Annotated in this window: 28 protein-coding genes and 1 tRNA gene; 12 read left to right on the top strand and 17 right to left on the bottom strand. The window is 60.7% G+C overall.

Features of this window, described 5'->3' with window-relative positions; all coding sequences use genetic code 11:
• Window positions 1-12: 12 nt before the first annotated feature.
• Window positions 13-786, bottom strand: coding sequence for an ABC transporter ATP-binding protein (locus tag CFII68_RS15195; RefSeq protein ID WP_018606345.1), 774 nt, complete (start codon window positions 784-786; stop codon window positions 13-15).
• Window positions 787-1222: 436 nt separating this feature from the next.
• On the opposite strand from CFII68_RS15195, the gene CFII68_RS15200 reads away from it, so the two are divergent.
• Window positions 1223-1672 carry a carboxypeptidase-like regulatory domain-containing protein gene (locus tag CFII68_RS15200; protein WP_018606344.1) on the top strand — a complete coding sequence of 150 codons (450 nt, stop codon included), beginning with the start codon at window positions 1223-1225 and terminating at the stop codon, window positions 1670-1672.
• A gap of 9 nt (window positions 1673-1681) precedes the next feature.
• On the opposite strand, the gene CFII68_RS15205 is transcribed toward CFII68_RS15200, so the two are convergent.
• The 10 genes from CFII68_RS15205 to panM all read right to left on the bottom strand — a co-directional run bounded on the left by CFII68_RS15205 (window position 1682) and on the right by panM (window position 10188).
• A complete protein-coding gene (locus tag CFII68_RS15205; RefSeq protein WP_018606342.1) occupies window positions 1682-2128 on the bottom strand; it encodes a hypothetical protein in 447 nt (148 codons plus the stop codon).
• Window positions 2129-2257: 129 nt separating this feature from the next.
• Complete coding sequence (locus CFII68_RS15210) at window positions 2258-3304, bottom strand: YhcG family protein (RefSeq protein WP_018606340.1); 1047 nt, start codon at window positions 3302-3304, stop codon at window positions 2258-2260.
• 221 nt (window positions 3305-3525) lie between these two features.
• Entirely contained in the window at window positions 3526-3933 is a 408-nt protein-coding gene (locus CFII68_RS15215) for a hypothetical protein (RefSeq protein WP_014336090.1), read from the bottom strand.
• A gap of 61 nt (window positions 3934-3994) precedes the next feature.
• Window positions 3995-4324 (bottom strand): DHCW motif cupin fold protein, encoded by a 330-nt coding sequence (locus tag CFII68_RS15220; protein ID WP_018606336.1) that lies wholly within the window; start codon window positions 4322-4324, stop codon window positions 3995-3997.
• Window positions 4325-4444: 120 nt separating this feature from the next.
• Window positions 4445-5392, bottom strand: a complete 948-nt coding sequence (locus CFII68_RS15225) for an antitoxin Xre/MbcA/ParS toxin-binding domain-containing protein (RefSeq protein WP_018606334.1) — start codon at window positions 5390-5392, stop codon at window positions 4445-4447.
• Window positions 5393-5757: 365 nt separating this feature from the next.
• Window positions 5758-5833 (bottom strand) — tRNA-Phe (locus tag CFII68_RS15230).
• A gap of 102 nt (window positions 5834-5935) precedes the next feature.
• A complete protein-coding gene (locus CFII68_RS15235) occupies window positions 5936-6208 on the bottom strand; it encodes an oxidative damage protection protein (protein WP_003196814.1) in 273 nt (90 codons plus the stop codon).
• Window positions 6205-7272 carry an A/G-specific adenine glycosylase gene (gene mutY / locus CFII68_RS15240; RefSeq protein ID WP_003196816.1) on the bottom strand — a complete coding sequence of 356 codons (1068 nt, stop codon included), beginning with the start codon at window positions 7270-7272 and terminating at the stop codon, window positions 6205-6207. Before mutY ends, CFII68_RS15235 begins: the two co-directional genes overlap by 4 nt.
• Window positions 7269-9494 carry an AsmA family protein gene (locus tag CFII68_RS15245; protein ID WP_018606328.1) on the bottom strand — a complete coding sequence of 742 codons (2226 nt, stop codon included), beginning with the start codon at window positions 9492-9494 and terminating at the stop codon, window positions 7269-7271. Before CFII68_RS15245 ends, mutY begins: the two co-directional genes overlap by 4 nt.
• Window positions 9495-9789: 295 nt before the next feature.
• Complete coding sequence (panM, locus tag CFII68_RS15250; RefSeq protein WP_018606326.1) at window positions 9790-10188, bottom strand: aspartate 1-decarboxylase autocleavage activator PanM; 399 nt, start codon at window positions 10186-10188, stop codon at window positions 9790-9792.
• A 261-nt stretch (window positions 10189-10449) separates the two neighbouring features.
• Between panM and CFII68_RS15255 the strand changes: the two genes are divergently transcribed.
• The 7 genes from CFII68_RS15255 (at window position 10450) to CFII68_RS15285 (ending at window position 16251) form a co-directional block, all read left to right on the top strand.
• Window positions 10450-12111: an OFA family MFS transporter gene (locus CFII68_RS15255; protein ID WP_018606324.1), complete on the top strand. Its 1662-nt coding sequence runs from the start codon at window positions 10450-10452 to the stop codon at window positions 12109-12111.
• A 284-nt stretch (window positions 12112-12395) separates the two neighbouring features.
• Window positions 12396-12989, top strand: a complete 594-nt coding sequence (gene hisB, locus CFII68_RS15260; protein ID WP_003186751.1) for an imidazoleglycerol-phosphate dehydratase HisB — start codon at window positions 12396-12398, stop codon at window positions 12987-12989.
• Window positions 12989-13627, top strand: coding sequence for an imidazole glycerol phosphate synthase subunit HisH (gene hisH, locus CFII68_RS15265; protein ID WP_018606318.1), 639 nt, complete (start codon window positions 12989-12991; stop codon window positions 13625-13627). The genes hisB and hisH overlap by 1 nt, the downstream gene beginning before the upstream one ends.
• The gene (locus tag CFII68_RS15270) at window positions 13627-13881 is read left to right on the top strand and encodes a DUF2164 domain-containing protein (protein ID WP_018606317.1); all 255 of its coding nucleotides are present in this window, start codon (window positions 13627-13629) and stop codon (window positions 13879-13881) included. The genes hisH and CFII68_RS15270 overlap by 1 nt, the downstream gene beginning before the upstream one ends.
• Before the next feature lie 42 nt (window positions 13882-13923).
• Window positions 13924-14661 (top strand): 1-(5-phosphoribosyl)-5-[(5-phosphoribosylamino)methylideneamino]imidazole-4-carboxamide isomerase, encoded by a 738-nt coding sequence (hisA, locus tag CFII68_RS15275; RefSeq protein WP_003196828.1) that lies wholly within the window; start codon window positions 13924-13926, stop codon window positions 14659-14661.
• A 9-nt stretch (window positions 14662-14670) separates the two neighbouring features.
• A complete protein-coding gene (hisF, locus tag CFII68_RS15280; RefSeq protein ID WP_003196830.1) occupies window positions 14671-15441 on the top strand; it encodes an imidazole glycerol phosphate synthase subunit HisF in 771 nt (256 codons plus the stop codon).
• 63 nt (window positions 15442-15504) lie between these two features.
• Window positions 15505-16251, top strand: a complete 747-nt coding sequence (locus CFII68_RS15285) for an ABC transporter substrate-binding protein (protein ID WP_018606316.1) — start codon at window positions 15505-15507, stop codon at window positions 16249-16251.
• Window positions 16252-16551: 300 nt separating this feature from the next.
• On the opposite strand, the gene CFII68_RS15290 is transcribed toward CFII68_RS15285, so the two are convergent.
• The 4 genes from CFII68_RS15290 to gpmI form a co-directional block, all read right to left on the bottom strand.
• The gene (locus tag CFII68_RS15290; RefSeq protein ID WP_018606314.1) at window positions 16552-17331 is read right to left on the bottom strand and encodes a divergent polysaccharide deacetylase family protein; all 780 of its coding nucleotides are present in this window, start codon (window positions 17329-17331) and stop codon (window positions 16552-16554) included.
• Window position 17332: 1 nt separating this feature from the next.
• A complete protein-coding gene (locus CFII68_RS15295; RefSeq protein ID WP_018606312.1) occupies window positions 17333-18649 on the bottom strand; it encodes a S41 family peptidase in 1317 nt (438 codons plus the stop codon).
• Between the two features lie 32 nt (window positions 18650-18681).
• Entirely contained in the window at window positions 18682-19974 is a 1293-nt protein-coding gene (locus CFII68_RS15300) for a murein hydrolase activator EnvC (RefSeq protein ID WP_018606310.1), read from the bottom strand.
• A gap of 241 nt (window positions 19975-20215) precedes the next feature.
• Window positions 20216-21745, bottom strand: a complete 1530-nt coding sequence (gene gpmI, locus CFII68_RS15305; RefSeq protein ID WP_018606308.1) for a 2,3-bisphosphoglycerate-independent phosphoglycerate mutase — start codon at window positions 21743-21745, stop codon at window positions 20216-20218.
• A gap of 152 nt (window positions 21746-21897) precedes the next feature.
• Between gpmI and CFII68_RS15310 the strand changes: the two genes are divergently transcribed.
• Genes CFII68_RS15310 through secB form a run of 3 tightly spaced genes read left to right on the top strand, consistent with a single transcriptional unit; the run spans window position 21898 to window position 23090 of the window.
• Entirely contained in the window at window positions 21898-22311 is a 414-nt protein-coding gene (locus CFII68_RS15310) for a rhodanese-like domain-containing protein (protein ID WP_003196840.1), read from the top strand.
• 1 nt (window position 22312) lies between these two features.
• The gene (gene grxC / locus CFII68_RS15315) at window positions 22313-22567 is read left to right on the top strand and encodes a glutaredoxin 3 (RefSeq protein ID WP_014336106.1); all 255 of its coding nucleotides are present in this window, start codon (window positions 22313-22315) and stop codon (window positions 22565-22567) included.
• 40 nt (window positions 22568-22607) lie between these two features.
• On the top strand, window positions 22608-23090 hold the full coding sequence (secB, locus tag CFII68_RS15320) for a protein-export chaperone SecB (protein WP_018606305.1): 483 nt from the start codon (window positions 22608-22610) through the stop codon (window positions 23088-23090).
• A gap of 171 nt (window positions 23091-23261) precedes the next feature.
• On the opposite strand, the gene trmL is transcribed toward secB, so the two are convergent.
• Window positions 23262-23717, bottom strand: coding sequence for a tRNA (uridine(34)/cytosine(34)/5-carboxymethylaminomethyluridine(34)-2'-O)-methyltransferase TrmL (gene trmL / locus CFII68_RS15325; protein WP_003196848.1), 456 nt, complete (start codon window positions 23715-23717; stop codon window positions 23262-23264).
• Between trmL and CFII68_RS15330 the strand changes: the two genes are divergently transcribed.
• Window positions 23716-24156, top strand: coding sequence for a hypothetical protein (locus tag CFII68_RS15330; RefSeq protein WP_018606302.1), 441 nt, complete (start codon window positions 23716-23718; stop codon window positions 24154-24156). The two genes, trmL and CFII68_RS15330, sit on opposite strands and share 2 nt — an antisense overlap.
• A 57-nt stretch (window positions 24157-24213) precedes the next feature.
• Here the strand turns inward: CFII68_RS15330 and CFII68_RS27795 are convergent.
• Window positions 24214-24424: hypothetical protein (locus CFII68_RS27795; RefSeq protein WP_218187450.1), on the bottom strand; the 211-nt coding region annotated here is incomplete at its 5' end.

Here is a 24424-nt window from a genome sequence, read left to right as displayed (position 1 = left end):
TGTACTGCTCCGTTAGCGGTTGCTGGACATGAATTGTTTGCAGCGCGCCGAAAGCGGGTTCTCGAAGACCTGCTGTGGCGATCCTTGCTCCTCGACCAGGCCTTGATGGAGGAACACGACTTCGCTGGAAACCTGACGGGCGAAGCCCATTTCATGGGTGACCAGCAGCATGGTGCGTCCTTCTTCGGCCAGGGCGCGGATCACACTAAGTACTTCCTGAACCATTTCCGGGTCAAGGGCGGAGGTGGGTTCGTCGAACAGAATCACCTTGGGCTGCATCGCCAGTGTGCGGGCGATGGCCGCGCGTTGTTGCTGGCCGCCAGACAGTTCGGCCGGGTAGGCGTGGCGTTTGTCGGCGATACCGACCTTGGCCAGCAGCGCTTCGGCCACTTCGACGGCTTCGGCCTTGCTCTGGCCCAGCACCCGGCGCGGCGCTTCGATGATGTTATCGAGCACGCTCATGTGCGGCCAAAGGTTGAAGTTCTGGAAGACAAAACCGATCTCGCTGCGCAGGCGGTTGATCTGTTTGCCGTCGGCGGCCACGAGTTCACCGTTCTTTGCGGCCTTGAGCTTGAGCGCTTCGCCGGCCACCAGGATCTGGCCCTGGTTAGGGTTTTCCAGCAGGTTGATGCAGCGCAGGAACGTGGACTTGCCGGACCCGGAGGATCCGAGGATCGAGATCACATCGCCGTCGCGGGCGGTCAGCGAGACGCCTTTGAGCACCTCCAGCTGTCCGTAGCGTTTGTGCAGGTTGCGGATTTCAAGCGCGGGCGTGGCCTGGGCCATGTGCGGTCCTCATGGTATGTGCTCCCTTGCTGTTGGCTGCCTTCCTTGGCGAGGCGGCCAAGCTAGCATGCGTCCGAATGGCAGCCAACAGCGCTACGGGCGGTAAACCGGTGATGTGCGGCAGGTTGTCGCATCGGCGCAGCAGACTGTCGCGCCATCAACAACCGAACGGCCGTTTGAACCTGGTTACCGATAAAAAGTCCGGGGAGTCGCGTAAAAAAAGGCGCGATGGTGCCAGCTTTGGGCGGGGGTTGGAAGGGTTAACCGGATGAGCGTTCGTGTTGTGCCTGTTTATTGTCCTGGGAGGGGATTATCTGAATTCCTCTATTCCAATCCGCAGTGTGGGCGAGTTCCAATCGGTCTAAACCCATGTGGACGATTAATAATCACACAAGAAGCCTCAATTGGTTTTTTCCAGAGAGCGGGAGTTTCCATCATGAAATCCCTCCACCATTTGTTGTTGCCTTTCGTTGCCATCAGCATCCTGCTGTTCCCCATCGCCCTCAACGCCACCAACCTCGCGCCCATCGACAACACCGGCGTGCAGGTCCAACCCATGCAGCAGAACGGCATCACTTACCTGTCGGGCGGTATCGGTGAGGATGAAGCCCGGGCCATCGGGCAGGCCCAGGGTTACAACTTGCACATGACATTCGCGGTTGGCCCGGAAAACAAATACATCCCGGATGTGGAGGTCACCGTCCAGAACGCGTCGGGGCAAACGCTGCTGACGCTGGATGAGGCCGGGCCGCTGGTTTATGTGCAACTGCCGCCGGGCAAGTACAACGTGGTGGCGACGCGCAACGGTGAGGCGCGGCGCGACACTGCTGAGGTAGGCAGTGGGGCCGCGCGCAACCTGGTGTTCCATTGGAACAGTGACGAATAGCCGGCCGGCTTATTCGCTGGCGGGTTCTTCCAGGGTCTGGCGGTAGCGGTCCAGCGCCTCGCTGAAGTCCTTGATGAACTCCGGTGTGCTGAGCCAGCGCTGGGCGGTCTCGCGGTCCATTTCATCGACCCACATGCGGTAGTCCACCAGCATGTCGGCGGCCAGGTTGGTCGCCGCCATGCTTTCATTTTCGGCGTTTTTCAGGTCGAGCAGGCCTGGGCGCTCATTGATCATCACGCTCAGGGATGCGAGCAGCGTATCGAGCATTTCACTGCGGCTGATGGCCTCGGCTTCGCGCAGTTTGGCGAACAGTTCCAGCACGTAGACCGGCGGCTGGGCGGTGGCGTGGGCCGGGTCGCCATACATCGGGATCGATTTGCGCCCGGTCATGCGGATCTGTTTGGCTTTGTCTTTGGCGCGCTTGGCGCGTTTTTGCTGTTTGTTCAGTGAGGCCATTGGGCTTCGGTTTCCAATTCGTTAGGGGAGGTCCGCAACACCTGGATTGGGGAGGAATGGGCTGCGGCCGGTGACGTGCAGGATAGCGTTCTTGGGGTAGGCGCTGCTGAAAAAACACACTAAAGGCGGTTATCGGGTGTCGGCTGTCACGTCTTCAAGGCGCGCCCGTTCGCGATCCAGCTCGTTGCGCAGCTCTTCTTCCGTGGGCAGCACCAATTGGTATTGGCTGGCGAACAACTGTTCATGGCCTTGCAACACGGAATAACGCACCACCGAGTCGTCTTTGCGCGCACAGAGAATGACGCCCACGGTAGGTTTGTCGTCAGGGCCGCGCTTGAGATCATCGTAGAGACGTACATACATATCCATCTGGCCGATGTCCTGGTGGCTGAGCTCACCACGTTTGAGATCGACGATCACAAAGCACTTGAGCAGGTAGTTGTAGAAGACCAGGTCGATGTAGAAGTCTTTGCTTTCGGTGCTGATGCGTTGTTGGCGGGCAATGAAGGCGAAGCCCTTCCCCAGCTCAAGCAGGAAACCCTGTAGCTGGTCGATCAAGGCCTGCTCCAGGTCCGTTTCCAGTAGCGTGCCGGCGTTGGGCAGGCCGAGGAATTCCAGAACCACCGGATCCCTGACGATGTCCCGGGGGCCGAGGTTCATCTCCTTGATATGGGTGCCGGCTTCCTGCTCCACCGCAGGCCTGTCGCGGCTGGCCAGCAAGCGTTCGTAATAGAAACTGCCGATCTGGCGCTCCAAGGCGCGGGTGGACCAGTTTTGAATGGCCACTTCGTTCATGTACCAATGACGGGCGACGTCGTGTTCTACGCGCAAAAGCGTGCGGTAGTGGGTCCAGCTCAATTCGGTACGCACTGCGTTCCAAATTGGGAACTTCTGATAAAAGTCTCGCATGTGCCGTAGGTTGCGTTCATCAAATCCCTTCCCGAACCGCGCCGTCAGCACTTTCGCCAGTGACGGCAGCAGCCGTGTCCCATAGGCCGCCCGTTCGGCGCCGCCCTGTTCGAATTCAATGATGTGCCGGCCGATCTGCCAGCAGGTTTGTACCTGGAGCGTATCGACGGCACGCAGGACCTTCTGGCGTGCCTGGCGAATCAGCTCGCCGAGTTCGTTGATCAAGGGGGCGAGCTGTGGGTCATCTTGAGGCAGCAGTGGCGTCATCGCAGTATCCAGCCATTGAGAGGGGGCGGACCGCAAGGATGCTCCAGGCGTCGTTTCGATGATGCCGGACGGGGCTGATTGCTTGGGAGGAAAAATAGCTGATTGACGCAGGACGGGTATGACGCCGTCCCATGTTGGTTGACCTTGGCTTGTAGGAACTATTCCCGCAGCCTGTCAGCCACTGCGAACCCCTTCGCCACAAAGCGCTTGGCGGGTGACAGTCAGACCTTACCTTGCGCCAGTGCCTGGGATGCAGCCACATAATCGGCCTGGAATTGCTTGCTTTCCACCCAATCCAGCGCGGTCTGCTCATCCACACCGGTGGTCAAGCGGCGGTATTCGATCAATGCGGTAAAGATGAAGTCGGTCGCTTCTTCCTCTCCTTCCTGCTCCAGCACCAACTCCAGCAGTGGATGCCCCAGGAAGGCGATGCACATGGCCTGCTGGCTGATCTTTTCGGCAGCGCCCATGAGTCGGAACATGTCCGATAGGTCCACGGTTTCCAGGTCGATGCGCTCGTCGTTCGGGTCGAGGAAATCGTTCGGCGCAGCAGCACGCTTAGTACGGTTCTGCTTGGCTTTCGCCTTGGCGCGCTGGCTGCGCTTCTGCTGTTTGTTCGCCGATGACATGGTCGGATTCCTGATGGATAAGGCCATCTATCCTACAGCTTCAACGCGCACGCTTCGAATCTCAATCCACGATGAAGAGCGTAGCCCCCGATGAAGTGGAGGAACGATGGGGTTCGGCCTGGTCGGCGACCTGGTAGCTCATGCCGGGCTTGAGCAAAAATTGCCGACCGTCTTCGAGTTCAGTATTGAGCTCGCCCTTGAGGCAAAACAGGATGTGGCCCTTGGTGCACCAATGGTCGGCCAGGTACCCCGGCGTATATTCCACCATCCGCACGCGAATGTTCCCGAACTGCTGGGTGCGCCAATACGCGGTTCCAGTGACACCTTTGTGTTCGGTGGGCTCGATGGTTGACCAATCGGTGGTGCCAAAGAGGATGCCGGTGATGTCCATGTCGACTCGTCTGTTTGTGGGAGGGGGAGTGAGGGGCGAATGTAGCTGAGTCTGTGTGGAAGAGGAAGAAGTCGCCGGCAACAGATACTTTGGCAGATGTCCTCCTGATGCTGATGACGTCTACATACGGTCTTGGAGTTTGGCTTGATGAGCCATCCAGCGATGGATATAGCTCAATACCTGCTGGGCTCCCTTCTCGGTTTCTACCAACTCGATAGGACTGTGGCCGTCCAAGTGGACGTTGGGTTGCTCCATCCATTTGAACGCTTTACCGCGATTACCTCGGATGGGAATAACCAATTCGAGGACCTGTTGTAATAAATCGGGACGTGCATACCAGGATTCTGGTTTTACCGTTGCCTTTCGTCCGGGGATTACTCGAGGTAGCTGACAGGCGGCAAGCTCCGCGTGGGTGATATGAGTACGCACCCAGTGAGCCGTGTCGGCTAGCTCGGTGTTAGGGATTCGTTCGTGGTTGGACGTAGGGATAACGACACCCACCCTGACCGTCGTGTGTTTGCGAATCATCTGGAGAGCCGGGGCGATATCGGTGTCGTTCGTGACAAACACTGCATGATCAATCGCCCCGGTAATCGCATCGTGATATGCGTGCAGAGACAGGTTCACATCGCTCTGCTTCTCCTCAACTTTCCAGGCCTGGATTTCCTCACATTTACGAGGGGCGCGATTTGGATGACGGGCATCGATAACTTTCACCTTCATCCTGTTGACCGCGTAGTAGCCCTCCACCAAGTCGATACGCTCGTCGTATAGCTTACGCAAGGCGGTGTGATAGCGGGCTTGAGACGAGACGGAGTCCTGTGCTCGTGCCACGGTCTCGATGATTTTGGCTGTAAAGAATTTTATCGAGGGGGAGGCAAGCAGGGCTGATTGTTTGACGAGGCCGTCATTGTCCTTGACCAGCACAGATGGCAGGACGTGTTTTTCAAAAAGTGACAGCGGATCGAGCCATTTGTACGCGGTTCCCTTCAGGCAACCGTAGTAGAAGTTGTAGCCATCGATGTAGACACGGGTGCGCAGAGGTTCGAGCTCGAGCGATCCCTGCATATCTGATGCTCCAGAAACGAAAAAACCGGCTTGCGCCGGCTTTTTCCCCCTCCAACCAGATGGTCAGGCCACACCGGTCACGAGGGTTAGTTGTTGGGGGCAGTATTACGCAGATTCTGCGTATGACGCAAATCTTCACTGCGTGTGGCGCAAATTCGACCCCGAATGGGAGAGCCCATCAGATCGGCGTGAGGAAAGAGGTTAATCGCTCGCGATGCGGTGATCAAAGAAGGAAACGCGCCGCAACACTTATGCTGACTGGTCCATCGGGGCTGGGGCTGCCCAAAAGAGATCCGGCGGGTAGCGCAAGGAAGCGCAGACAATAAAAAACCCCGATCAATTGCTTGATCGGGGTTTTCGGTATTTGGTGCCCAGAGACGGAATCGAACCGCCGACACGGGGATTTTCAATCCCCTGCTCTACCGACTGAGCTATCTGGGCAACGGGGCGCATTAAACGGGTTTTTCAGGGGGGCGTCAAGCAAGTTTTCAAAAAATATTTAACTATTACCGTCGCTTACGATCCGCCCCCGTGTTGAACAGCTTATTCGGATGGCGGTACGTAGCCTTCGGCCTTGGCGTAATCTTCGCCGGAAAAGTACTTGTCCATCTCGCCCTGAAGGTATTTGCGATCTTCGGCGTTCATCATGTTCAGGCGTTTTTCGTTGATCAGCAGGGTCTGGTGCTTCTGCCAGTCGGCCCAGGCCTTGGCCGAGACGTGGTCGTAGATGTCCTGGCCCTTGGCACCCGGGAACGGCGCACGTTCCAGGCCTTCGAGTTCTTCTTTGTACTTGCGGCACATGATGGTGCGGGTCATTGCAACTCTCCTGCGTTCATTACGGCGGCCGCGCGTTCGAGCAAGGTTTTGACCGGGGCGGCAAGGCCCAGGCGCGGCGGGGTGGCGAGGTTATACCAGAGCCAGTCGGCCTCGGCCACGTGATGGCCGGTTTCCCGGACCCGGACCAGCCAGGGTTCGATCGCCAACTGGAAGTGGCTGAAGGTGTGTACCAGGCTTGGCATCTCCTGTTGGCTGCCCAACTCCAGCGAGTGTTGCAGGGCCAGGTGCTGCAGGTCGTCGAGGTCGTCGAGCTCCGGCAGGCTCCACAGACCGCCCCACAGCCCCGTGGAAGGGCGACGGTAAAGCAGGATCGCGCCTTCGTGGTTCGCCAGCATCGGCATCAAAGTACGCTTCTTGGGCACTTCCTTGCGAGGCTTGGGAATCGGGTAGCGGGTTTCCAGGCCCAGCATGTGGGCCTCGCAGCCTTGCTTCAGCGGGCAGAGCAGGCAACTGGGCTTGCTGCGGGTACAGAGCGTGGCGCCCAGGTCCATCATCGCCTGGGTGTAGGCGTTGACGCGGTCCTGTGGCGTGAAGCGCTCGGCGGTGGCCCACAGCTGTTTCGCAACCTTGGGTTCGCCTGGGTAGCCTTCCTGGGCGGTGAAGCGCGCCAGCACCCGCTTGACGTTGCCATCGAGGATCGGCGCCCGCAGGCCCATGCTGATGCTGGCAATGGCGCCAGCGGTGGAGAGACCGATCCCCGGCAACTCAGTGAGTTTCTCCACGTCCCGGGGAAATTCGCCGCCGTACTGTTCGACGACGATTTTCGCGGTTTTCTGCAAGTTGCGCGCACGGGTGTAATAACCCAGCCCGGTCCACAGGTGCAGCACTTCGTCCTCTGGCGCAGCGGCCAGGGCTTGGACGGTGGGCAGCGAGGCCATGAACCGGTCGAAGTAGTTGAGTACGGTACTGACCTGGGTCTGCTGCAACATGATTTCCGAGACCCACACCCGATAGGGCGAGATGGCTTGTTGCCAGGGCAAATCGTGGCGCCCGTGGCGGTCGAACCAGTCCAGTACGGCGGTGGAAAACTGCTCGGCTCTCATCGCTTGAACAGCCCCTTGAGCGCATCTTTGAGTTCGGGGCTGACCTTGTCGCCCAGCTTCTCATCGATCTTGTCGCCGAGACGGTCGCCGGCCAGTTTCGCCGCGACCTTGCCCAGCCCGTCGTTGTCCAGGCGGCAGGCCTTGGCGCCCAGTTCCAGCGGGCCGCGGCAGCGCAACGGCCATTCGACGTCGACGTAGCGTTCGTTGACCTGACAGGCCGGGTCGGGCATATCGCTCTTGTCGCCTTCGACGATGACGCCGATGCGATAATCCATGCCCAATACCCGCAGGTCGATGTCGCCGTTGCCGTTGACGGTCATGCCGGGGATGCGGACTTTCAGGTCCGGGTTGTGGGCAACGCCATTGTTGAAGGTGAGATTGCCGTTGAGTTGCTGGAACGGCGTGTCCTTGCCCCGGGGTTCACCGCTGAGGGTCTGGCGATTGAGGGTGGCGATGCCTTTGCACAATTGCTGTTCGAGGTTGGCATTGAGCAGCACGCCATCGTTGATGACGAACCCGGCGGTGCCGTTGAGGCTGTCGATCAGGGCTTTCTGGCTATTACCGCTGGCGGTGATCGCGCTGTTGACGGTGACCAGGCCTTTGACCGGTGGATTCTTGCCTTGGCTTTCGATGATCTTCTCGGCAGGGACCCGGTTGATGCGCGTTTGCAGGCTCAACTGTGGTGTAGGCTGGCGCACGTCCAGGGTGCCCTTGGTTTCGAAGTTGCCGCTGTACAGGTCGCCTCGCAGGTTCTCCAGGGTCAGCAGGCCGCCCCGGCCGGAGGCCTTGAGCGCAGCGTTCTGGATCGGCAGTTTATCGAGGGTCAGTTGCCCGAAGGTCAGGTCGGCATCGAGGTCCAGCTTGCTCAGGCGTTCCACCGGAAACAATCGATCGTTACTCCAGGCACCCTGGGTCGGGGCGCTTGGCAGCGGTGTACTGCCGGCACCGGCCATGGCGCTGGCTTCGGTGTTGCTGACTTCGGCTTCGCGGGCGGCCTTGGAGCTGTCGGCTTCGGCGGACTTTGGCGCCAGGTAGCGGTCGACGTTGAACGTGTCGGCCTTGAGTTGCGCGCGCAGGGACTGCTTGGCGAAGTCCTCCACGGCGATGCGACCGCTGAAGTTGCTGTCGTCCACTTTCAGGTTGATGTCGTTGAGCTCGACACTGGTTGGCGTACCGGCAATGCGGCTGGACAGCTCGACCTTGCTCAGGCTGCCTTCGGCCATGTCCGGGAGTTTCTGCCCGACGCTGTCGACGAACTTCGCCAAGTCGAACTGGGCGATCGATATTCCGCCATTCAATTGCGGGGTCTTGTCGAGGTCGTTGACCTTCAGTTCACCCAGGGCGCGCAGTTGATTGAGCGACAGTTTGATGCCGGTCCACTCGGCGACGTTGGCCGCCTTGTCCAGGAACAGTTGGCCTTGGGCGGCGAAATTCAGGGTCTTGCCCTGCAAGGGGTCGCCGGTGGCTTCGCCGGACAGTTTCAGGTCTTCGAACTTGTAGCGCTGCAGGGCACGCTCGAAGCGCAGTTCACCTGTCACTTCGGTGCGTACGCGCACGGCCGGCTGGTTGCTGGACAGGAAGGCGGTCAGGGTCACCGGGATGTTGGTGGAGTCGTGGACCGGGCCGGTGCTCAGTTGGATGCTCTCGGCGGTGTACAGCTTGCCGGTCTGCTCGTCGGTGTATTCGACCCGGGCGTTGTTCACGGTCAGGCTGTCGATGTCCAGGCGGGTCGGTTGGGCAGGTTTTTCTGCCGGGGGGCCGGTGGGCGGGGCCGGTTGCTCGGCCGGTGCCGGGGTGTTCGCCGTCGTCGCGGAGGCTGGCGCCTTGCCGATGTCTTCCCAGTTGCCGTGCCCGTTCTTGTCACGGTTGAGTCGCAGGTTCAGGCCTTCGACCCGCACATCGCTCATTTGTACTTCCCGGCGCAGCAGCGGTATCACCCGTACCGAAAGACCGAGCATCTGCAGCTCGGCGAAAGGCTGCGTTGGGCTGGCCAGGGTTGCGACGCTGGCGTCGTGCAACTCAAGGCCCAGCCATGGAAACAGGCTCCAGCCGATGTCGCCATTGAGGGTCAGCTCGATGTGGGCCTTGTCGCGGGCTATCTGGCGGATCTCTTCTTTGTAGTCGTTGGGATCGAACAGGTGGCTCAGGGCAAAGCCCAGGGCCACAATGATCAGCAACAGCCCGAGAAGTACCAGACCCAGGATTTTGCCGAACGCTTTCATGGGCGAATCCTTGTAGGTTGAGTTCAAAATTTAGCCGGGAGTATAACGTCCTGAGTTGGCGGCGCGTTGGGGGATCGTTTCTCGATTCGCCGCCGCGCTGTCCCCCGTGGCGAGGGAGCTTGCACTCGCAGGGCCGTAAATGCTGTGTAGCAGCCGTGTAGGAGCTGTCGAGTGCAACGAGGCTGCGATCTTTCCTCCAACGCTTGAGTCTCAAGCGAAAGATCAAAAGATCGCAGCCTTCGGCAGCTCCTACAGTGCAAGCCCCCTCACCATCGGATTTGTCTCCAACCATCGATTAGCTTTCATTAAGCGGCATCTTCAGCTTGGTCGCCAGCGCCTGGGCTTGCAGATGCCCGGTCGGCGCCAACAAATGCAGCTCGGCACCGTTTAACGCGGCCATTCGCCGGGCTTCGCTCACCAGCCGTTCAGCCACGCCACGGCGACGGGTAACGTTTCGTACGCACAGGTGGGACAAGCGCCAGGCGTTCTGGTGCCGTTGCAGGCGTGCGGCACCGAGCAGGCGGTCATTGAACCGTGCTGCTACCAACGAGCCTTCCTCAAGGCATTGCGCGATCAGTTGCGTGGCATCGCCAAAGGGTTCAAACAGCCAGGCCGGGGCATCCCGGTAGATTTTCTGCAGGTCCTGTTGGTCCTGACAATTGGCGTCAGTAATGAGCTCGACAACGATGGGCATGAAAATTCCTGAAAAAATAAATCGTTAGCCCCCTACAGAAAGCGAGCAAGCGTGCGATAAGACAGATGGCACGAAAAAGGTGATATCACTTTGGTTTTTCTGCCGCGAGCAAATGGTAACCTTTGCCCGTTCGTCCGTCCTTCTGCGACTTGATGTCGCACACTATGGAGCTTCACCAGAAAATACAGCCATGCCTGCGTGCAATGAAGGCTGAGGGTGAGGCGTGGCTGACGGATCATTCCAATAATTGGGGGATACACAATGAGCACGAGCATCACGGCAGACGGCATCGCCGACCAGCCAGCGTTCCTCTCCAAGGAACGTATCATCGCCAAGCCCGGTTTCAACCGGTGGCTGGTTCCACCGGCCGCACTGGCCATTCACCTCTGCATCGGCATGGCCTATGGCTTCTCGGTGTTCTGGTTGCCACTGTCCAAAGCCTTGGGTGTCACCAAGCCTGTGGCCTGTGCACCGGATATGAGTTTCATCTCGCAAGTCTTTTCGTCCCAATGCGACTGGCCGATCTCGATGCTCGGCTGGATCTACACCCTGTTCTTCATCTTCCTGGGTTGCTCGGCAGCCATCTGGGGCGGCTGGCTGGAACACGCCGGGCCACGCAAGGCCGGCGTTGTATCGGCATTGTGCTGGTGCGGTGGCCTGCTGATTTCCGCGTTGGGTATCTATACCCACCAGATCTGGCTGATGTGGGTCGGTTCCGGGGTGATCGGTGGTATCGGCCTGGGCCTGGGCTACATCTCCCCGGTGTCGACCCTGATCAAGTGGTTCCCGGACAAGCGCGGCATGGCGACCGGCATGGCGATCATGGGCTTCGGCGGTGGTGCGATGGTCGGTGCTCCGCTGGCCGCGGCGCTGATGAACCATTTCGCTTCGCCAACCGGCGTGGGCGTATGGCAGAGCTTCCTGGTCATGGCCGCGATCTACTTCGTGTTCATGATCGGTGGCGCCTTGTCGTACCGCGTTCCGCCGACCGGCTGGAAGCCTGAAGGCTGGACCCCGGCACCGAAGAAAGCCGCGAACGCGATGATCACCCATCGCCACGTTCACGTGAACGTTGCCTGGAAAACCCCGCAGTTCCGTCTGGTATGGCTGGTGCTGTGCCTGAACGTATCCGCCGGTATCGGCATCCTCGGCATGGCTTCGCCACTGTTGCAGGAGGTGTTCGGCGGCAAGTTGCTCGGCAATGACCTGCCTTTCGGTCAGCTGGACGCCGTGCAACTGGGCCAGATCGCGGCCATCGCGGCTGGTTTCACCGGTCTGTTGAGCCTGTTCAACATCGGTGGCCGGTTCTTCTGGGCCTCCTTCTCGGATTACCTGGGTCGTAAAAACACCTATTTCGTGTTCTTCGCCCTGGGCTTTGCCCTGTACGCGCTGATCCCGAACCTGGGTCACCTGGGCAGCGTCGCGCTGTTCGTGGCGGCGTTCTGCATCATCCTGTCGATGTACGGCGGCGGTTTCGCCACGGTGCCGGCCTACCTGGCGGACCTGTTCGGTACGCAAATGGTCGGTGCAATCCACGGTCGTCTGCTGACTGCCTGGGCGGCGGCAGGCGTGCTGGGTCCGGTACTGGTGAACTACCTGCGTGAATATCAACTGAGCATCGGTGTTGAGCGTGCCGCGGCCTATGACATCACCTTGTACATCCTCGCCGGCCTGCTGGTGCTGGGCTTCCTCTGCAACCTGATGGTCCGTCCGGTCGCCGACAAGTACTTCATGACCGATGCCGAACTGGCCGCCGAACAGGCGCTGGGCCATGACAAAGGCGCCGACAGCAGCACTTCGCTGGAGTGGAAAGCCGCACCGGGCACCAAGTCCCTGGCGATCGCCGCCTGGCTGGTGGTGGGCATTCCGTTGGCGTGGGGTGTGTGGGTGACCCTGCAGAAGACGGCGGTGTTGTTCCGCTAAGACCGTTGCCCTGACCGTCAGGCCAGGGCAACCCTAAATGTGGGAGCGGGCTTGCTCGCGAATGCGGTGTGTCAGTTAACGATGATGTCGACTGATACGCCGCCTTCGCGAGCAAGCCCGCTCCCACATTTGCTTTTGGGTGACCTTGAAAGCTTGTATGGACATGTCTATCACCGACAGCCCGGGATTCAGCCCGTCAGTGATGTCACCTCTTGTGTTTCTGTTTGCCGCTCGCGCCCCTATAATGGCTGCCTTTTTCGCCCAATGATTTTGCGGAGCTGGTGATGGCCGAACGTAAGGCGTCTGTCGAGCGCGACACTCTGGAAACCCAGATCAAAGCCTCGATCAACCTGGATGGCACCGGAAAGGCCCGGTTTGATATCGGTGTACCTTTTCTTGAGCACATGCTGGACCAGATCGCCCGTCACGGGCTGATCGACCTGGACATCGTCAGCAAGGGCGACCTGCATATCGACGACCACCACACGGTGGAAGACGTCGGTATCACCTTGGGCCAGGCCTTTACCAAAGCCATCGGCGACAAGAAGGGCATCCGTCGCTACGGCCATGCCTACGTGCCGCTCGATGAAGCGCTGTCGCGCGTGGTCATCGACTTCTCCGGTCGTCCGGGCCTGCAGATGCACGTGCCGTACACCCGTGCCACCGTCGGCGGCTTCGACGTTGACCTGTTCCAGGAATTCTTCCAGGGCTTCGTCAACCACGCCAACGTGACCCTGCACATCGACAACCTGCGCGGGCACAACACCCACCACCAGATCGAAACCGTGTTCAAGGCTTTCGGCCGCGCCCTGCGCATGGCCGTCGAGCTCGATGACCGCATGGCCGGCCAGATGCCTTCCACCAAGGGCGTCCTGTAATGCAGACGGTCGCGGTAATCGACTACGGCATGGGCAACCTGCACTCGGTGGCCAAGGCCCTCGAGCACGTGGGCGCTGGCAAGGTGCTGATCACCAGCGATGCCGACGTGATTCGCGAAGCCGACCGGGTGGTGTTCCCCGGCGTCGGTGCGATTCGCGATTGCATGGCCGAGATTCGTCGCCTGGGCTTCGACAAGCTGGTGCACGAAGTCAGCCAGGACCGTCCGTTCCTTGGCATCTGCGTGGGCATGCAAGCCTTGCTCGAGCGCAGCGAAGAGAACGACGGCGTCGATTGCATCTCCATGTTTCCAGGCCAGGTGAAGTTTTTCGGCAAGGGCCTGCATGAAGACGGCGAGCACCTGAAAGTCCCGCACATGGGCTGGAACGAAGTGAAGCAGACGGTGGATCACCCGCTGTGGCACAACATCCCGGACCTGGCGCGCTTCTACTTCGTGCACAGCTACTACATCGCCGCCGGCAATGCGCGGCAGGTGGTGGGCAGCGGTCACTATGGCGTTGATTTCGCCGCGGCCCTGGCCGATGGTTCGCGCTTCGCCGTGCAGTTCCACCCCGAGAAGAGCCATACCCATGGCCTGCAGCTGTTGCAGAACTTCGCCGCGTGGGACGGGCGCTGGTAATGGCCCGCAAGAAACCGCCGATCCTCACCCTCACGCCCGAGCAGGAGAGTGAAGCGAACCGCAAGATCCAGCGGTTCATGGAGGACCGTTTCGAGCTGGACCTGGGCTCGTTCGAAGCGGCGGAAATTCTTGACCTGTTTACCCGCGAAATTGCTCCGCACTATTACAACAGGGCGATTTTCGATGTGCAGACGCACCTTAAAGAAAGGTTCGAAAGCATTGAAAGCGACTTGTGGGCGCTCGAGAAAAACTGATTTTCGAGCCAAGCTGAATATTCGTATTTGAAGGTTTGCCAGATGCTGATTATCCCCGCTATCGATCTCAAGGACGGCGCTTGCGTACGTCTGCGTCAGGGCCGCATGGAAGACTCCACGGTGTTTTCCGATGACCCGGTGAGCATGGCCGCCAAGTGGGTGGAGGGCGGCTGCCGTCGCCTGCATCTGGTCGATCTGAACGGTGCCTTCGAAGGGCAACCGGTCAATGGCGAAGTGGTCACGGCCATTGCCAAGCGCTACCCGAACCTGCCGATCCAGATCGGCGGCGGCATTCGCTCGCTGGAAACCATCGAACATTACGTCAAGGCTGGCGTGAGCTACGTGATCATCGGCACCAAGGCCGTGAAAGAGCCCGAGTTCGTTGCTGAAGCGTGCCGCGCCTTCCCGGGCAAGGTCATCGTTGGCCTGGACGCAAAAGACGGTTTTGTCGCCACCGACGGCTGGGCTGAAGTCAGCACCGTGCAGGTGATCGACCTGGCCAAGCGTTTCGAAGCCGACGGCGTGTCTGCCATCGTCTACACCGACATCGCCAAAGACGGCATGATGCAGGGCTGCAATGTCCCGTTCACCGCCGCCCTGGCTGCCGCGACGAAGATCCCGGTCATCGCTTCCGGTGGCATCCACAACCTGGGTGACATCAAGGCGCTGCTCGACGCCAAGGCGCCGGGCATCATCGGTGCGATCACCGGTCGCGCGATCTACGAAGGCACCCTGGACGTCGCCGAGGCCCAGGCCTTCTGCGATACCTATAAAGGCTGAGGACTCACCATGGCGCTGGCCAAACGCATCATCCCTTGCCTGGACGTGGACAACGGCCGGGTGGTCAAGGGTGTCAAGTTCGAGAACATCCGTGATGCCGGCGACCCGGTGGAAATCGCCCGTCGCTACGACGAACAGGGTGCGGACGAGATTACCTTCCTCGACATCACGGCCAGCGTCGATGGCCGCGATACCACATTGCATACCGTCGAGCGCATGGCCAGCCAGGTGTTCATCCCGCTGACCGTGGGCGGTGGCGTACGCACCGTGCAAGACATCCGCAACCTGCTCAATGCCGGGGCCGACAAGGTGTCGATCAACACCGCGGCGGTGTTCAACCCGGAATTCGTCGGCGAAGCGGCCCAGCACTTTGGCTCGCAGTGCATCGTCGTGGCCATCGATGCGAAGAAGGTCTCCGGCCCGGGCGAAACCCCGCGCTGGGAAATCTTCACCCACGGCGGGCGCAAACCCACTGGTCTGGACGCCGTCGAGTGGGCGAAGAAGATGGAAGGCCTGGGCGCCGGTGAAATCCTGCTGACCAGCATGGACCAGGACGGCATGAAAAACGGCTTCGACCTCGGCGTCACTCGCGCCATCAGCGATGCCCTGGGCATTCCGGTGATCGCTTCCGGCGGCGTCGGCAACCTGCAACACCTGGCCGACGGCATCCTCGAAGGCCACGCCAGCGCGGTGCTGGCGGCGAGCATTTTCCACTTTGGCGAATACACCGTGCCGGAAGCCAAGGCCTACATGGCGCATCGCGGTATCTGCATTCGCTGACTGCTGGACACCATGGCGGGCCCAAGGCACTCTTGGGCACACCATGGATTGCGGTAGCCCGACATGCTCAAACGCCTCGTTCTTGCCTTTGCCGGTGCCACGCTGCTGCTCGCCGGTACCGTCCGCGCCGCTGAAACATCGCTGGTGTTACTGACGGAAAACTTCCCGCCGTACAACATGGCCAAGAACGGCAAGAACTTCGCCCAGGACGAAAACATCCATGGCATTGCCGCGGACATCGTCCGCGAAATATTCAAGCGTGCCGATATCTCCTACAGCCTGACGCTGCGTTTCCCCTGGGAGCGGATCTACAAACTCGCCTTGGAAAACCCGGGCTACGGTGTGTTTGTCATGGCGCGGTTGCCGGAGCGTGAAAAGCTGTTCAAATGGGTTGGCCCGATCGGCCCGGATGATTGGATCATGCTCGCCAAGGCCGACAGCAAGATCGCCCTAGGCTCGCTGGAGCAGGCGCGCCAATACAAGGTCGGTGCCTACAAGGGCGACGCGATTGCCGAGACATTGGCCAAGCAAGGGCTGAACCCGATTGTCGTGTTGCGCGATCAGGACAACGCCCGGAAACTGGTCAACGGCCAGATCGACCTGTGGGCCACCGGCGACCCTGCCGGGCGGTACCTGGCGCGTCAGGAAGGGGTGAACGATCTCAAGACCGTGCTGCGATTCAACAGTGCCGAGCTGTACCTGGCCTTGAACAAGGACGTGCCTGACGACGTGGTTGCCCGGCTTCAAAAGGCCCTGGATGAATTGCGCAAGGAAGGTGAAGTGGACGCGATCATGGCGCGGTATCTCTGAGCGCTGTGCAGGACTGTGCCGCCGCCATCGTCGGATCGCCGCCCGGAGCAAGCTCGCTCCCACAGGTATCCGGGTGTTCATAAATACTGCCTTCACCACAGATCAAAATGTGGGAGCGAGCCTGCTCGCGAATGCGGTGGATCAGCTTGCAGAGATGTTGAATGTGCAGCCTTCATCGCGAGCAGGCTCGCTCCCACAAGGGATCTGCTGTGAATACAAATTTTGTGCCCGATTCAGAACTACTGTGGGAGCGAGCTTGCTCCGGGCGGCGATCCGACGATGAAGGCAACGCGGTCGCCGCTACCGATAAACCCCATCCTTCCCATGCCCGACCATTGCCCGATTGCTGCGCAGGCTGATCATCGACTTGATGTCGATCCATTCGATGCCCTGGGCCTTGAGCTTGGGTAGCTCGCGTTCGAGCACGGCCAGGGTCTGCGGGTAGGGGTGGCCGATCATCACGGCCGAGCCCTGCCGGCGGGCCAGGTCGATGGCGCTCTGGAGTTGCTGGGCGATGGCGGCTTCGGTGCGCTCGTCGTCCAGGAACACATCCCGCGACACGCTGGCGAGGCCGATCTTCTGCGCCTCGGCGGCGGCGACTGTCTGGGCGCTGGTGCGGCTGTCGACGAAAAACTTGTGGCGCTGCTGCAAATTCGCCATCAGCCACGCCATGGCCTGGGGCTGGGCGGTCATGCGGCTGCCCATGTGGTTGTTGATCCCGCTGGTGTAGGGCACTGCCGCGAAGGCGGCGTCGAGGCGCTTGCCCAGTTCTTCGACGGGCAGCTCAGGATGCCAGGCGAACGGCCCGGTGGCCGGGTCCATGGGCATGTGCAGCATGACCAGTTTGCCGGCGCGATGGGCCTCGCGGGCGAATTCGGCGGCGTGGGGTGTGTCCGGCATGATCGCGGCGGTGACCGGGCCGGGGAGGGCCAGGACCCGGCGATCCCGGGGCAGGTTTTGCCCCAGGTCATCGATGATCAGGCTCAGGTACGCCTTGTGCGGCGAAGAGGGTGTGGCGGGCGCCGCGTTAACGGCCCCCGCCAGCAGGCACAGCAGGACGGAGGTAAAACGCAGGCCCATCTCAGCGGCCGGACGTGATGTTCAACCCTTTGAGCAGGCTCAGGGCCTGGGCCAACTGATAGTCGTCATCCTGCGGCATTGGCTTGGCCTTGGCGCCTGAGCCGGTCGGCTTGTCGGCACCGCCGTTGCCATTGCCCAGGTGACCTTGCAGGTCGGCTTCCTTGAAGTATTCGCTGTCCTGCTCGTTGGTGATCTTGGCCTTGCGCACCTCGATGTCCGGGACGATGCCCTGGGCCTGGATCGAGCGGCCGTTGGGCGTGAAGTACAGCGCGGTGGTGATCTTCAGGGCGCGGTCGTTGTTCAGTGGCAAGACGGTCTGTACCGAGCCCTTGCCGAAACTGGTGGTGCCCATGACCACGCCACGCTTCTGGTCTTGCAGGGCGCCGGCGACGATTTCCGATGCCGAGGCGCTGCCGCCGTTGATCAGCACTACCAATGGCACGGCTTCGCTCAGGTCGTTGCCGGTGGCCGAGAAGCGCAGCTCGGAATTGGCGATGCGCCCCTTGGTGTAGACGATCAGGCCCTTGGTGATGAAGTGATCCACCACTTCCACTGCCGATTGCAGCACGCCACCGGGGTTGTTGCGCAGGTCCAGGACCAGGCCGTTGAGCTTCTTGCCGTTGTCCTTGCGCATCTTGGCCAGGGCCTTGGCGACTTCTTCGCCGGTCTTGACCTGGAACTGAGTGATGCGGATGTAGCCGTAGCCCGATTCCAGCAACTGGCTCTTCACGCTCTTGACCTGGATGACCGCTCGCGTGAGGGTCACGTCGAACGGCGTGCCGCCGTCGCGCACCAGGGTCAGGGTGATCTTCTGGCCGATCTTGCCGCGCATCTTGTCCACGGCTTCGGTCATGCTTTGGCCGCGGGTCGGCTGGCCGTTGATCTTGACGATGAAGTCACCGGCCTGGATGCCGGCCTTGGAAGCGGGTGTGTCGTCGATCGGCGAAACCACTTTGACAAAACCGTCTTCGCTGCCGACCTCGATGCCCAGGCCGCCGAATTCGCCGCTGGTGCTTTCCTGCAGCTCGGCAAAATCCTCCGGCCCCAGGTAGGCCGAATGCGGGTCAAGGTTGCTGAGCATGCCTTTGATGGCGTTCTCCAGCAGTACTTTGTCGTCCACCGGTTCGACATAGGCGGCCTTGATCCGGTCCATGACCTCGGCAAAGGTGCGCAGTTCGTCCAGCGGCAGCGGGGCCTTGGTGGTCGCGGCTGTGGCGGCGGGTGCCGACGGGGCCGGTTCGGCGGCGAAAGCCAGGGGCGCAGCGATCACGAGGGCGATCGTCAGGGCCAGCGAGGTAAGGCGGGACAAATGCAGCATGTCGAACGAACTCCTTAATAGGATGGGCGCGCTTATCCTTGCGCACGACACCATTGGGTCGGGTCACTGGGGCGACCCTGCTGACGAATAGCGAAATACAGTGCTGGCGTATCCTGCCCGCCACTGTTACCGACCGTGGAGATGGACTCACCGGCCTTGACCACATCCCCCGCGGACTTGAGCAGCGTCTGGTTGTGGCCGTACAGGCTCAAATAACCGTTGCCGTGATCCAGGATCACCAGCAGGCCGGCGCCGCGCAGCCAGTCGGCGAAGACCACGCGCCCGCCATGCACGGCATGCACCTGGCTACCGGCGGAGGCGCTGATCATCACGCCGTCCCACTTGGTGCGGGTGTCGTCGCCGCGGGTTTCACCAAAGCGCGCAAGCAGTCGACCATTGACCGGCCATGGAAGTTTGCCTCGTGCCGAACCAAAAGCGCCGCCGAAGGTTTCTCCATCACTGGAAACCAGTGCGCCGGGGCTGGATTTTGCCGGTTTGCGCGGTGCGTCGCCGGCGTCTGCGTCGGCCTGGGCTTCACGCAAACGCTTTTTTTCGGCTTCCTGCTGGGCGATCAGCGCTTTCTGGCGCGCTTCTTCCGCCTCTCGGGCCTGGCGGGCCAGGGTTTCTTCGATGGTTTTCAACACATTGGCCAGTTCGGCCTGGTCCTGCTCGCGGGCCTTGAGCTTGCTGTCGCGAGCCTTCACATCGTCATTGAGCTTGGCCAGGGCCACCTGGCGTTCCTTGCGGACCTTCTCGAGCTCTTCGCGCTGGGTGTCGAGGCTGCTTTTCTGCACCAGCAACTGGGCTTGCTGCAGTTCGATGTCTTTTTCGACATTGGCCAGTTGGCGCAGGGTTTCGTTGAAGCTCTTGAGCTGTTCCAGGCGTGCCTGGCTCAGGTAATCGTAATAAGTGAGGGTGCGGGCGAATTTCTCGGGGTTCTGCTGGTTGAGCAGCAGCTTGAGGTATTCCTGGCGACCGTTCTGGTAGGCGGCCCGGGCCTGGATGGCGATCAGCTTTTGCTGTTCAGTGCGCGCGCTCTGGAGTTTTTTTTTCTCTCCATCGAGTCGTTGCAGCTCGGATTCGCTTTTCTTCAGCTCTTTTTGCAGGGCTTCGACCTGCTTCTCCAGATTGCCCATCTCGGTCTCGGTGCCGCGCAGGTCTTTCTGCACGCCGGATTTCTCTTCCTGCAACTTGCCCAGCAGCTTTTTCAGCTCGGCAATGTCCTGGCGCGTGGCTTCCAACTGTTGTTGGGTTTGCGCGCGCTCGTCGGCAAAGGCCGGTTGGAGCAGGCAGGTCAGAGCGAGGGCTATCAGGACGCGAAGCATAGAGGCGGGCGACACCAGGGAAAGGGACGGCCTAGTATGCCCGCCCCACGCTGCAAAAAAAACGCCCATTTGGGGCTGTGTGATAACTGGAGTGGTGCAGGGCACTTATTTCCCGCCAAACCCCTGTGGGAGCAAAGCTTGCTCGCGATGACGTCGGCACATCCAACGAAAATGTAGATTGTCAGATTGCTATCGCGAGCAAGCTTTGCTCCCACAGGGTTTGCGGTGATTGATGGATCAATCAGACCAGGATCGAAGTCCCGGTCATCTCCGCCGGCTGCTCCATGCCCAGCAGCATCAGCATGGTCGGTGCCACGTCGGCCAGCACGCCGCCGTCGCGGACCTTGAAATCACGCTTGCCGACATAGATAAACGGCACCGGCTCGGTGGTGTGGGCGGTGTGGGCCTGGCCGGTGGATTCATCGGACATCTGCTCGACGTTGCCGTGGTCGGCCGTGATCAGTGCTTCGCCGCCGACCTTTTCCAGGGCTTCGACGATGCGGCCAACGCAGGTGTCCAGGCATTCCACGGCCTTGACCGCCGCGGCGAACACGCCGCTGTGGCCCACCATGTCGCCGTTGGCGTAGTTGACCACGATCACGTCGTAACGCTGGTTTTCAATGGCCTCGACGATGCGGTCGGTCACTTCCGGCGCGCTCATCTCCGGTTGCAGGTCGTAGGTGGCGACTTTTGGCGAGGGGATCAGGATGCGCTCTTCGCCCGGGAAGGGTTCTTCACGGCCGCCGGAGAAAAAGAACGTCACGTGGGCGTATTTTTCGGTCTCGGCGATGCGCAGTTGGGTCTTGCCGTTCTTCGCCAGGTAGTCGCCCAGCACGTTTTCCAGGCTGCCGGCGGCGAAGGCCGATGGCGCGGGGATGCTGGCGGCGTATTGGGTCAGCATCACGAAACCGGCCAGTTTCGGCTGGCGAGCGCGTTCGAACTCCTTGAAGTCGTCCTCGACAAACACGCGGGTCAGTTCGCGAGCGCGGTCGGCGCGGAAGTTCATGAACACCACGGCGTCGCCGTCTTCAACCTTGACCGGCTCACCGATGGTGGTGGCCTTGACGAATTCGTCGCTTTCGCCGCGCTCGTAGGCGGCTTGCAGGCCTTCCTGGGCGGTGGCGGCGTTGAAATCGGCGCTGCCGTCGACGATCAGGTTGTAGGCCTGGGACACGCGGTCCCAACGGTTGTCACGGTCCATGGCGTAGTAGCGGCCAATGAGGCTGGCGATGCGCCCCTTGCCGAGTGCCTGGAACGCTGCGTCCAGCAGTTCGATCGACGACGTGGCGCTTTTCGGCGGGGTGTCGCGGCCATCGAGGAACGCGTGCAGGTAGATCTGCTCGGCGCCGCGCTTGAAGGCCAGTTCGGCCATGGCAATCAGGTGGTCCTGGTGGCTGTGCACACCACCGTCGGACAGCAGGCCCATGAAGTGCACGGCCTTGCCAGCGGCCACGGCTTTATCCACGGCGGCGCAGATGGTCGGGTTTTCGAAGAATTCACCGTCGCGGATCGATTTGGTCACGCGGGTGAAGTCCTGATACACCACGCGGCCTGCGCCGAGGTTCATGTGGCCGACTTCGGAGTTGCCCATCTGCCCGTCCGGCAGGCCGACGTCCATGCCGCTGCCGGAGATCAGGCCGTTGGGCACGGTGGCCCACAAACGGTCCAGCACAGGCTTGTTGGCCGAATACACGGCGTTGGATTCGTGGCTGTCACTGTGACCGAAGCCGTCGAGAATCATCAGGACCAAAGGTTTAGGCGTGGTAGTCATGGAATCCACTCGTGGCGGGTTAAAAGAAGACGATGGAAAAGGGACGGGCAGTTTAAAGGTAAGTTCCGACGGCGTCACCGCCGGGCGGGGTTTGGCCGGCCTTGTGTGCTGTGTATACTGGCCGACATTTTAACGCCCTGGAACCTCCTTCGATGGTTGCTCACCTGATTGAATTTGCCACTAACCACTACATTCTCGTCGGTATCTTCGTCGTACTGCTGGCGTTGCTGGTAGCCCATACGATGCAGGGCGGCGGCCGCAGCCTCAGTACCGCCGAGCTGACGGCGCTGGTCAACAAGGATGCCGGCGTGGTGGTGGACATCCGCCCGAGCAAGGACTACGCCGCCGGCCACATTGTCGGGGCGGTGAATATTCCCCAGGACAAACTGATCGCCCGTATCGGCGAGCTGGAAAAACACAAGGCCAAGACGCTGATCCTGGTAGATGCCCAAGGCCAGCACGCCGGCACCCACGCCCGCGAGCTGATGAAATCTGGTTTCACCGCCGCCAAGCTGTCCGGTGGTGTGGCGAGCTGGAAAGCCGACAATCTGCCCCTGGTGAAGTGAAATGCCCCACGTTGTTGTCTATTCCAGCGATTACTGCCCCTATTGCTCCAGAGCCAAGTTCCTGCTCCAGAACAAAGGCGTGGCCTTCGAAGAGATCAAGGTCGACGGCAAGCCGCAACTGCGCGCCGAAATGACCCAGAAGGCCGGGCGCACGTCCGTGCCGCAGATCTGGATCGGCAGCACCCACGTGGGCGGTTGCGATGATCTGTTCGCCCTGGAGCGTGCCGGTAAGCTCGACGCACTGCTCAAGGCCTGAATTTCCCACTGAAAGAACCTGAAAGTAAGAAGGATCTGCGATGACTGACCAACAGAACACAGCTGCCAGCGAAGAAGAAGCCGCACCGCAATTCTCCTTGCAGCGCATTTATGTACGTGACCTGTCCTTCGAAGCCCCGAAAAGCCCGGCGATCTTTCGCCAGCAGTGGGAGCCGAGTGTAGGCCTGGACCTGAACACTCGCCAGAAAGCCCTGGAAGATGACTTCCACGAAGTGGTGCTGACCCTGTCGGTCACCGTGAAAAACGGTGACGAAGTGGCGTTCATCGCCGAAGTGCAGCAGGCCGGGATCTTCCTGATCAAGAACCTGGATGCGGCCTCGATGAGCCACACCCTCGGTGCGTTCTGCCCGAACATCCTGTTCCCGTACGCCCGCGAAACCCTGGACAGCCTGGTGACCCGCGGCTCGTTCCCGGCCCTGATGCTGGCCCCGGTGAACTTCGATGCCCTGTATGCGCAAGAACTGCAGCGCATGCAGCAAGAAGGCGGCGTGACCGTTCAGTAAACGGCGCTGCCAGCCCGGCACAAACCCTGTGGGAGCGAGCTCTGTGGGAGCAAAGCTTGCTCGCGATGAACGATGACGCGGTTTTGCAGTTGAACCGTGTCGACCTCATCGCGAGCAAGCTTTGCTCCCACAGGCTTGCTCCCACAGGTGTTTTTGGCTGACAGGAAGGGCTCAGGCGAAGCCGTTCTGCCGCCACGCTTCATAAACCGCCACTGCCACGGTATTGGACAGGTTCAGGCTGCGGCAGCCTTCGCGCATCGGCAGGCGCAGGCGCTGGTCGGCGGGCAGGGCGTCCAGCACCTCGGCCGGCAGGCCACGGCTTTCCGGGCCGAACAGGAACGCATCACCGGCGACGAAGCTGGCGTCATGGAACGGCCGCGAACCCTTGGTGGTAAAGGCGAACAGGCGCGGATGCCCCAGGCTCTCCAGACAACTGGCAAGGTCGGCGTGACGCTGCAAGGTGGCATACTCGTGGTAGTCGAGACCGGCACGGCGCAGGCGCTTGTCGTCCATGTCGAAGCCCAGCGGTTCGATCAAATGCAGGTGGCAGCCGCTGTTGGCGCACAACCTGATGACGTTGCCGGTATTCGGCGGAATTTCCGGTTGAAAAAGGATGACGTGAAACATGCACGGCTCCGCAGATAAAGATGAGCGGCATTCTACGCCGCAAACCGATAAACGTTCGAAGCTAATGCCTCGGGTGATGGGCTCGTTGGCGATCGTCGGCGTGATGGTCGGGCTGATGATCGGACGCCTGACCACACCCGAACCGAGCGTGCTGCAGCAGGTCGAGGTGACCGACGGTGGCGTGGTGGCCTGGTTCAATAACGAACCCAAGTTGCACGGGGAAGTCATCGACGGCTCGGTGGCGTTGTTGTTCGAAGCAGAAGGTCGATCGCAGAACGGCCAGTTGAAGCTCAACGGCAAGGACGTGAACTGGCGGGTGCGTTTGAGTGACAAGGGGTTGTTGCTGACGCTGGTGGCTGCGCGTCCGCTGCGCGGGGCGTGGACCGCCAGCGAGGTCGATGACCGCTGGCGGCTGGAGGTCCGTCTCCAGGAGCAATAAAAGAGGGAATCCCCGGCCTGCCTGTACCAAGGTCCCCGAAACTGGGTAGTGATTGAGTTATTGCAGGGGGCGTGCCAGTTTTAAATGGCTTGTCACAAAAAGACCGCTGGTGATGCGAAAAGCCCCGTATTCCGGGGCTTTTGTTTTTATTTGTGCGGTTTTTTTCGAACGGGGTCGATGGTTTTGGCTCGTTGTGCATGCGCAATTGCGGTTCGCAGTGCATTGATGCGGTGCACAAAGATCCAATGTGGGAGCGGGCTTGCTCGCG

Origin of the sequence: Pseudomonas sp. CFII68 (assembly GCF_000416195.1) — a bacterium.
In the GTDB taxonomy this organism is placed as follows: Bacteria; Pseudomonadota; Gammaproteobacteria; order Pseudomonadales; family Pseudomonadaceae; genus Aquipseudomonas; species Aquipseudomonas kilonensis.
Note: the sequence above shows the minus strand (reverse complement) of the source record. Positions and strands in the feature narration are given on the sequence as shown.

Coding starts and splice junctions, on each gene's coding strand:
- CFII68_RS15195 (WP_018606345.1), bottom strand. CDS start 786: ATGGCCCAGGCCACGCCCGCGCTTGAAATCCGCAACCTGCACAAACGC.
- CFII68_RS15200 (WP_018606344.1), top strand. CDS start 1,223: ATGAAATCCCTCCACCATTTGTTGTTGCCTTTCGTTGCCATCAGCATC.
- CFII68_RS15205 (WP_018606342.1), bottom strand. CDS start 2,128: ATGGCCTCACTGAACAAACAGCAAAAACGCGCCAAGCGCGCCAAAGAC.
- CFII68_RS15210 (WP_018606340.1), bottom strand. CDS start 3,304: ATGACGCCACTGCTGCCTCAAGATGACCCACAGCTCGCCCCCTTGATC.
- CFII68_RS15215 (WP_014336090.1), bottom strand. CDS start 3,933: ATGTCATCGGCGAACAAACAGCAGAAGCGCAGCCAGCGCGCCAAGGCG.
- CFII68_RS15220 (WP_018606336.1), bottom strand. CDS start 4,324: ATGGACATCACCGGCATCCTCTTTGGCACCACCGATTGGTCAACCATC.
- CFII68_RS15225 (WP_018606334.1), bottom strand. CDS start 5,392: ATGCAGGGATCGCTCGAGCTCGAACCTCTGCGCACCCGTGTCTACATC.
- CFII68_RS15235 (WP_003196814.1), bottom strand. CDS start 6,208: ATGACCCGCACCATCATGTGCCGCAAGTACAAAGAAGAACTCGAAGGC.
- mutY (WP_003196816.1), bottom strand. CDS start 7,272: ATGAGAGCCGAGCAGTTTTCCACCGCCGTACTGGACTGGTTCGACCGC.
- CFII68_RS15245 (WP_018606328.1), bottom strand. CDS start 9,494: ATGAAAGCGTTCGGCAAAATCCTGGGTCTGGTACTTCTCGGGCTGTTG.
- panM (WP_018606326.1), bottom strand. CDS start 10,188: ATGCCCATCGTTGTCGAGCTCATTACTGACGCCAATTGTCAGGACCAA.
- CFII68_RS15255 (WP_018606324.1), top strand. CDS start 10,450: ATGAGCACGAGCATCACGGCAGACGGCATCGCCGACCAGCCAGCGTTC.
- hisB (WP_003186751.1), top strand. CDS start 12,396: ATGGCCGAACGTAAGGCGTCTGTCGAGCGCGACACTCTGGAAACCCAG.
- hisH (WP_018606318.1), top strand. CDS start 12,989: ATGCAGACGGTCGCGGTAATCGACTACGGCATGGGCAACCTGCACTCG.
- CFII68_RS15270 (WP_018606317.1), top strand. CDS start 13,627: ATGGCCCGCAAGAAACCGCCGATCCTCACCCTCACGCCCGAGCAGGAG.
- hisA (WP_003196828.1), top strand. CDS start 13,924: ATGCTGATTATCCCCGCTATCGATCTCAAGGACGGCGCTTGCGTACGT.
- hisF (WP_003196830.1), top strand. CDS start 14,671: ATGGCGCTGGCCAAACGCATCATCCCTTGCCTGGACGTGGACAACGGC.
- CFII68_RS15285 (WP_018606316.1), top strand. CDS start 15,505: ATGCTCAAACGCCTCGTTCTTGCCTTTGCCGGTGCCACGCTGCTGCTC.
- CFII68_RS15290 (WP_018606314.1), bottom strand. CDS start 17,331: ATGGGCCTGCGTTTTACCTCCGTCCTGCTGTGCCTGCTGGCGGGGGCC.
- CFII68_RS15295 (WP_018606312.1), bottom strand. CDS start 18,649: ATGCTGCATTTGTCCCGCCTTACCTCGCTGGCCCTGACGATCGCCCTC.
- CFII68_RS15300 (WP_018606310.1), bottom strand. CDS start 19,974: ATGCTTCGCGTCCTGATAGCCCTCGCTCTGACCTGCCTGCTCCAACCG.
- gpmI (WP_018606308.1), bottom strand. CDS start 21,745: ATGACTACCACGCCTAAACCTTTGGTCCTGATGATTCTCGACGGCTTC.
- CFII68_RS15310 (WP_003196840.1), top strand. CDS start 21,898: ATGGTTGCTCACCTGATTGAATTTGCCACTAACCACTACATTCTCGTC.
- grxC (WP_014336106.1), top strand. CDS start 22,313: ATGCCCCACGTTGTTGTCTATTCCAGCGATTACTGCCCCTATTGCTCC.
- secB (WP_018606305.1), top strand. CDS start 22,608: ATGACTGACCAACAGAACACAGCTGCCAGCGAAGAAGAAGCCGCACCG.
- CFII68_RS15330 (WP_018606302.1), top strand. CDS start 23,716: ATGCACGGCTCCGCAGATAAAGATGAGCGGCATTCTACGCCGCAAACC.
- trmL (WP_003196848.1), bottom strand. CDS start 23,717: ATGTTTCACGTCATCCTTTTTCAACCGGAAATTCCGCCGAATACCGGC.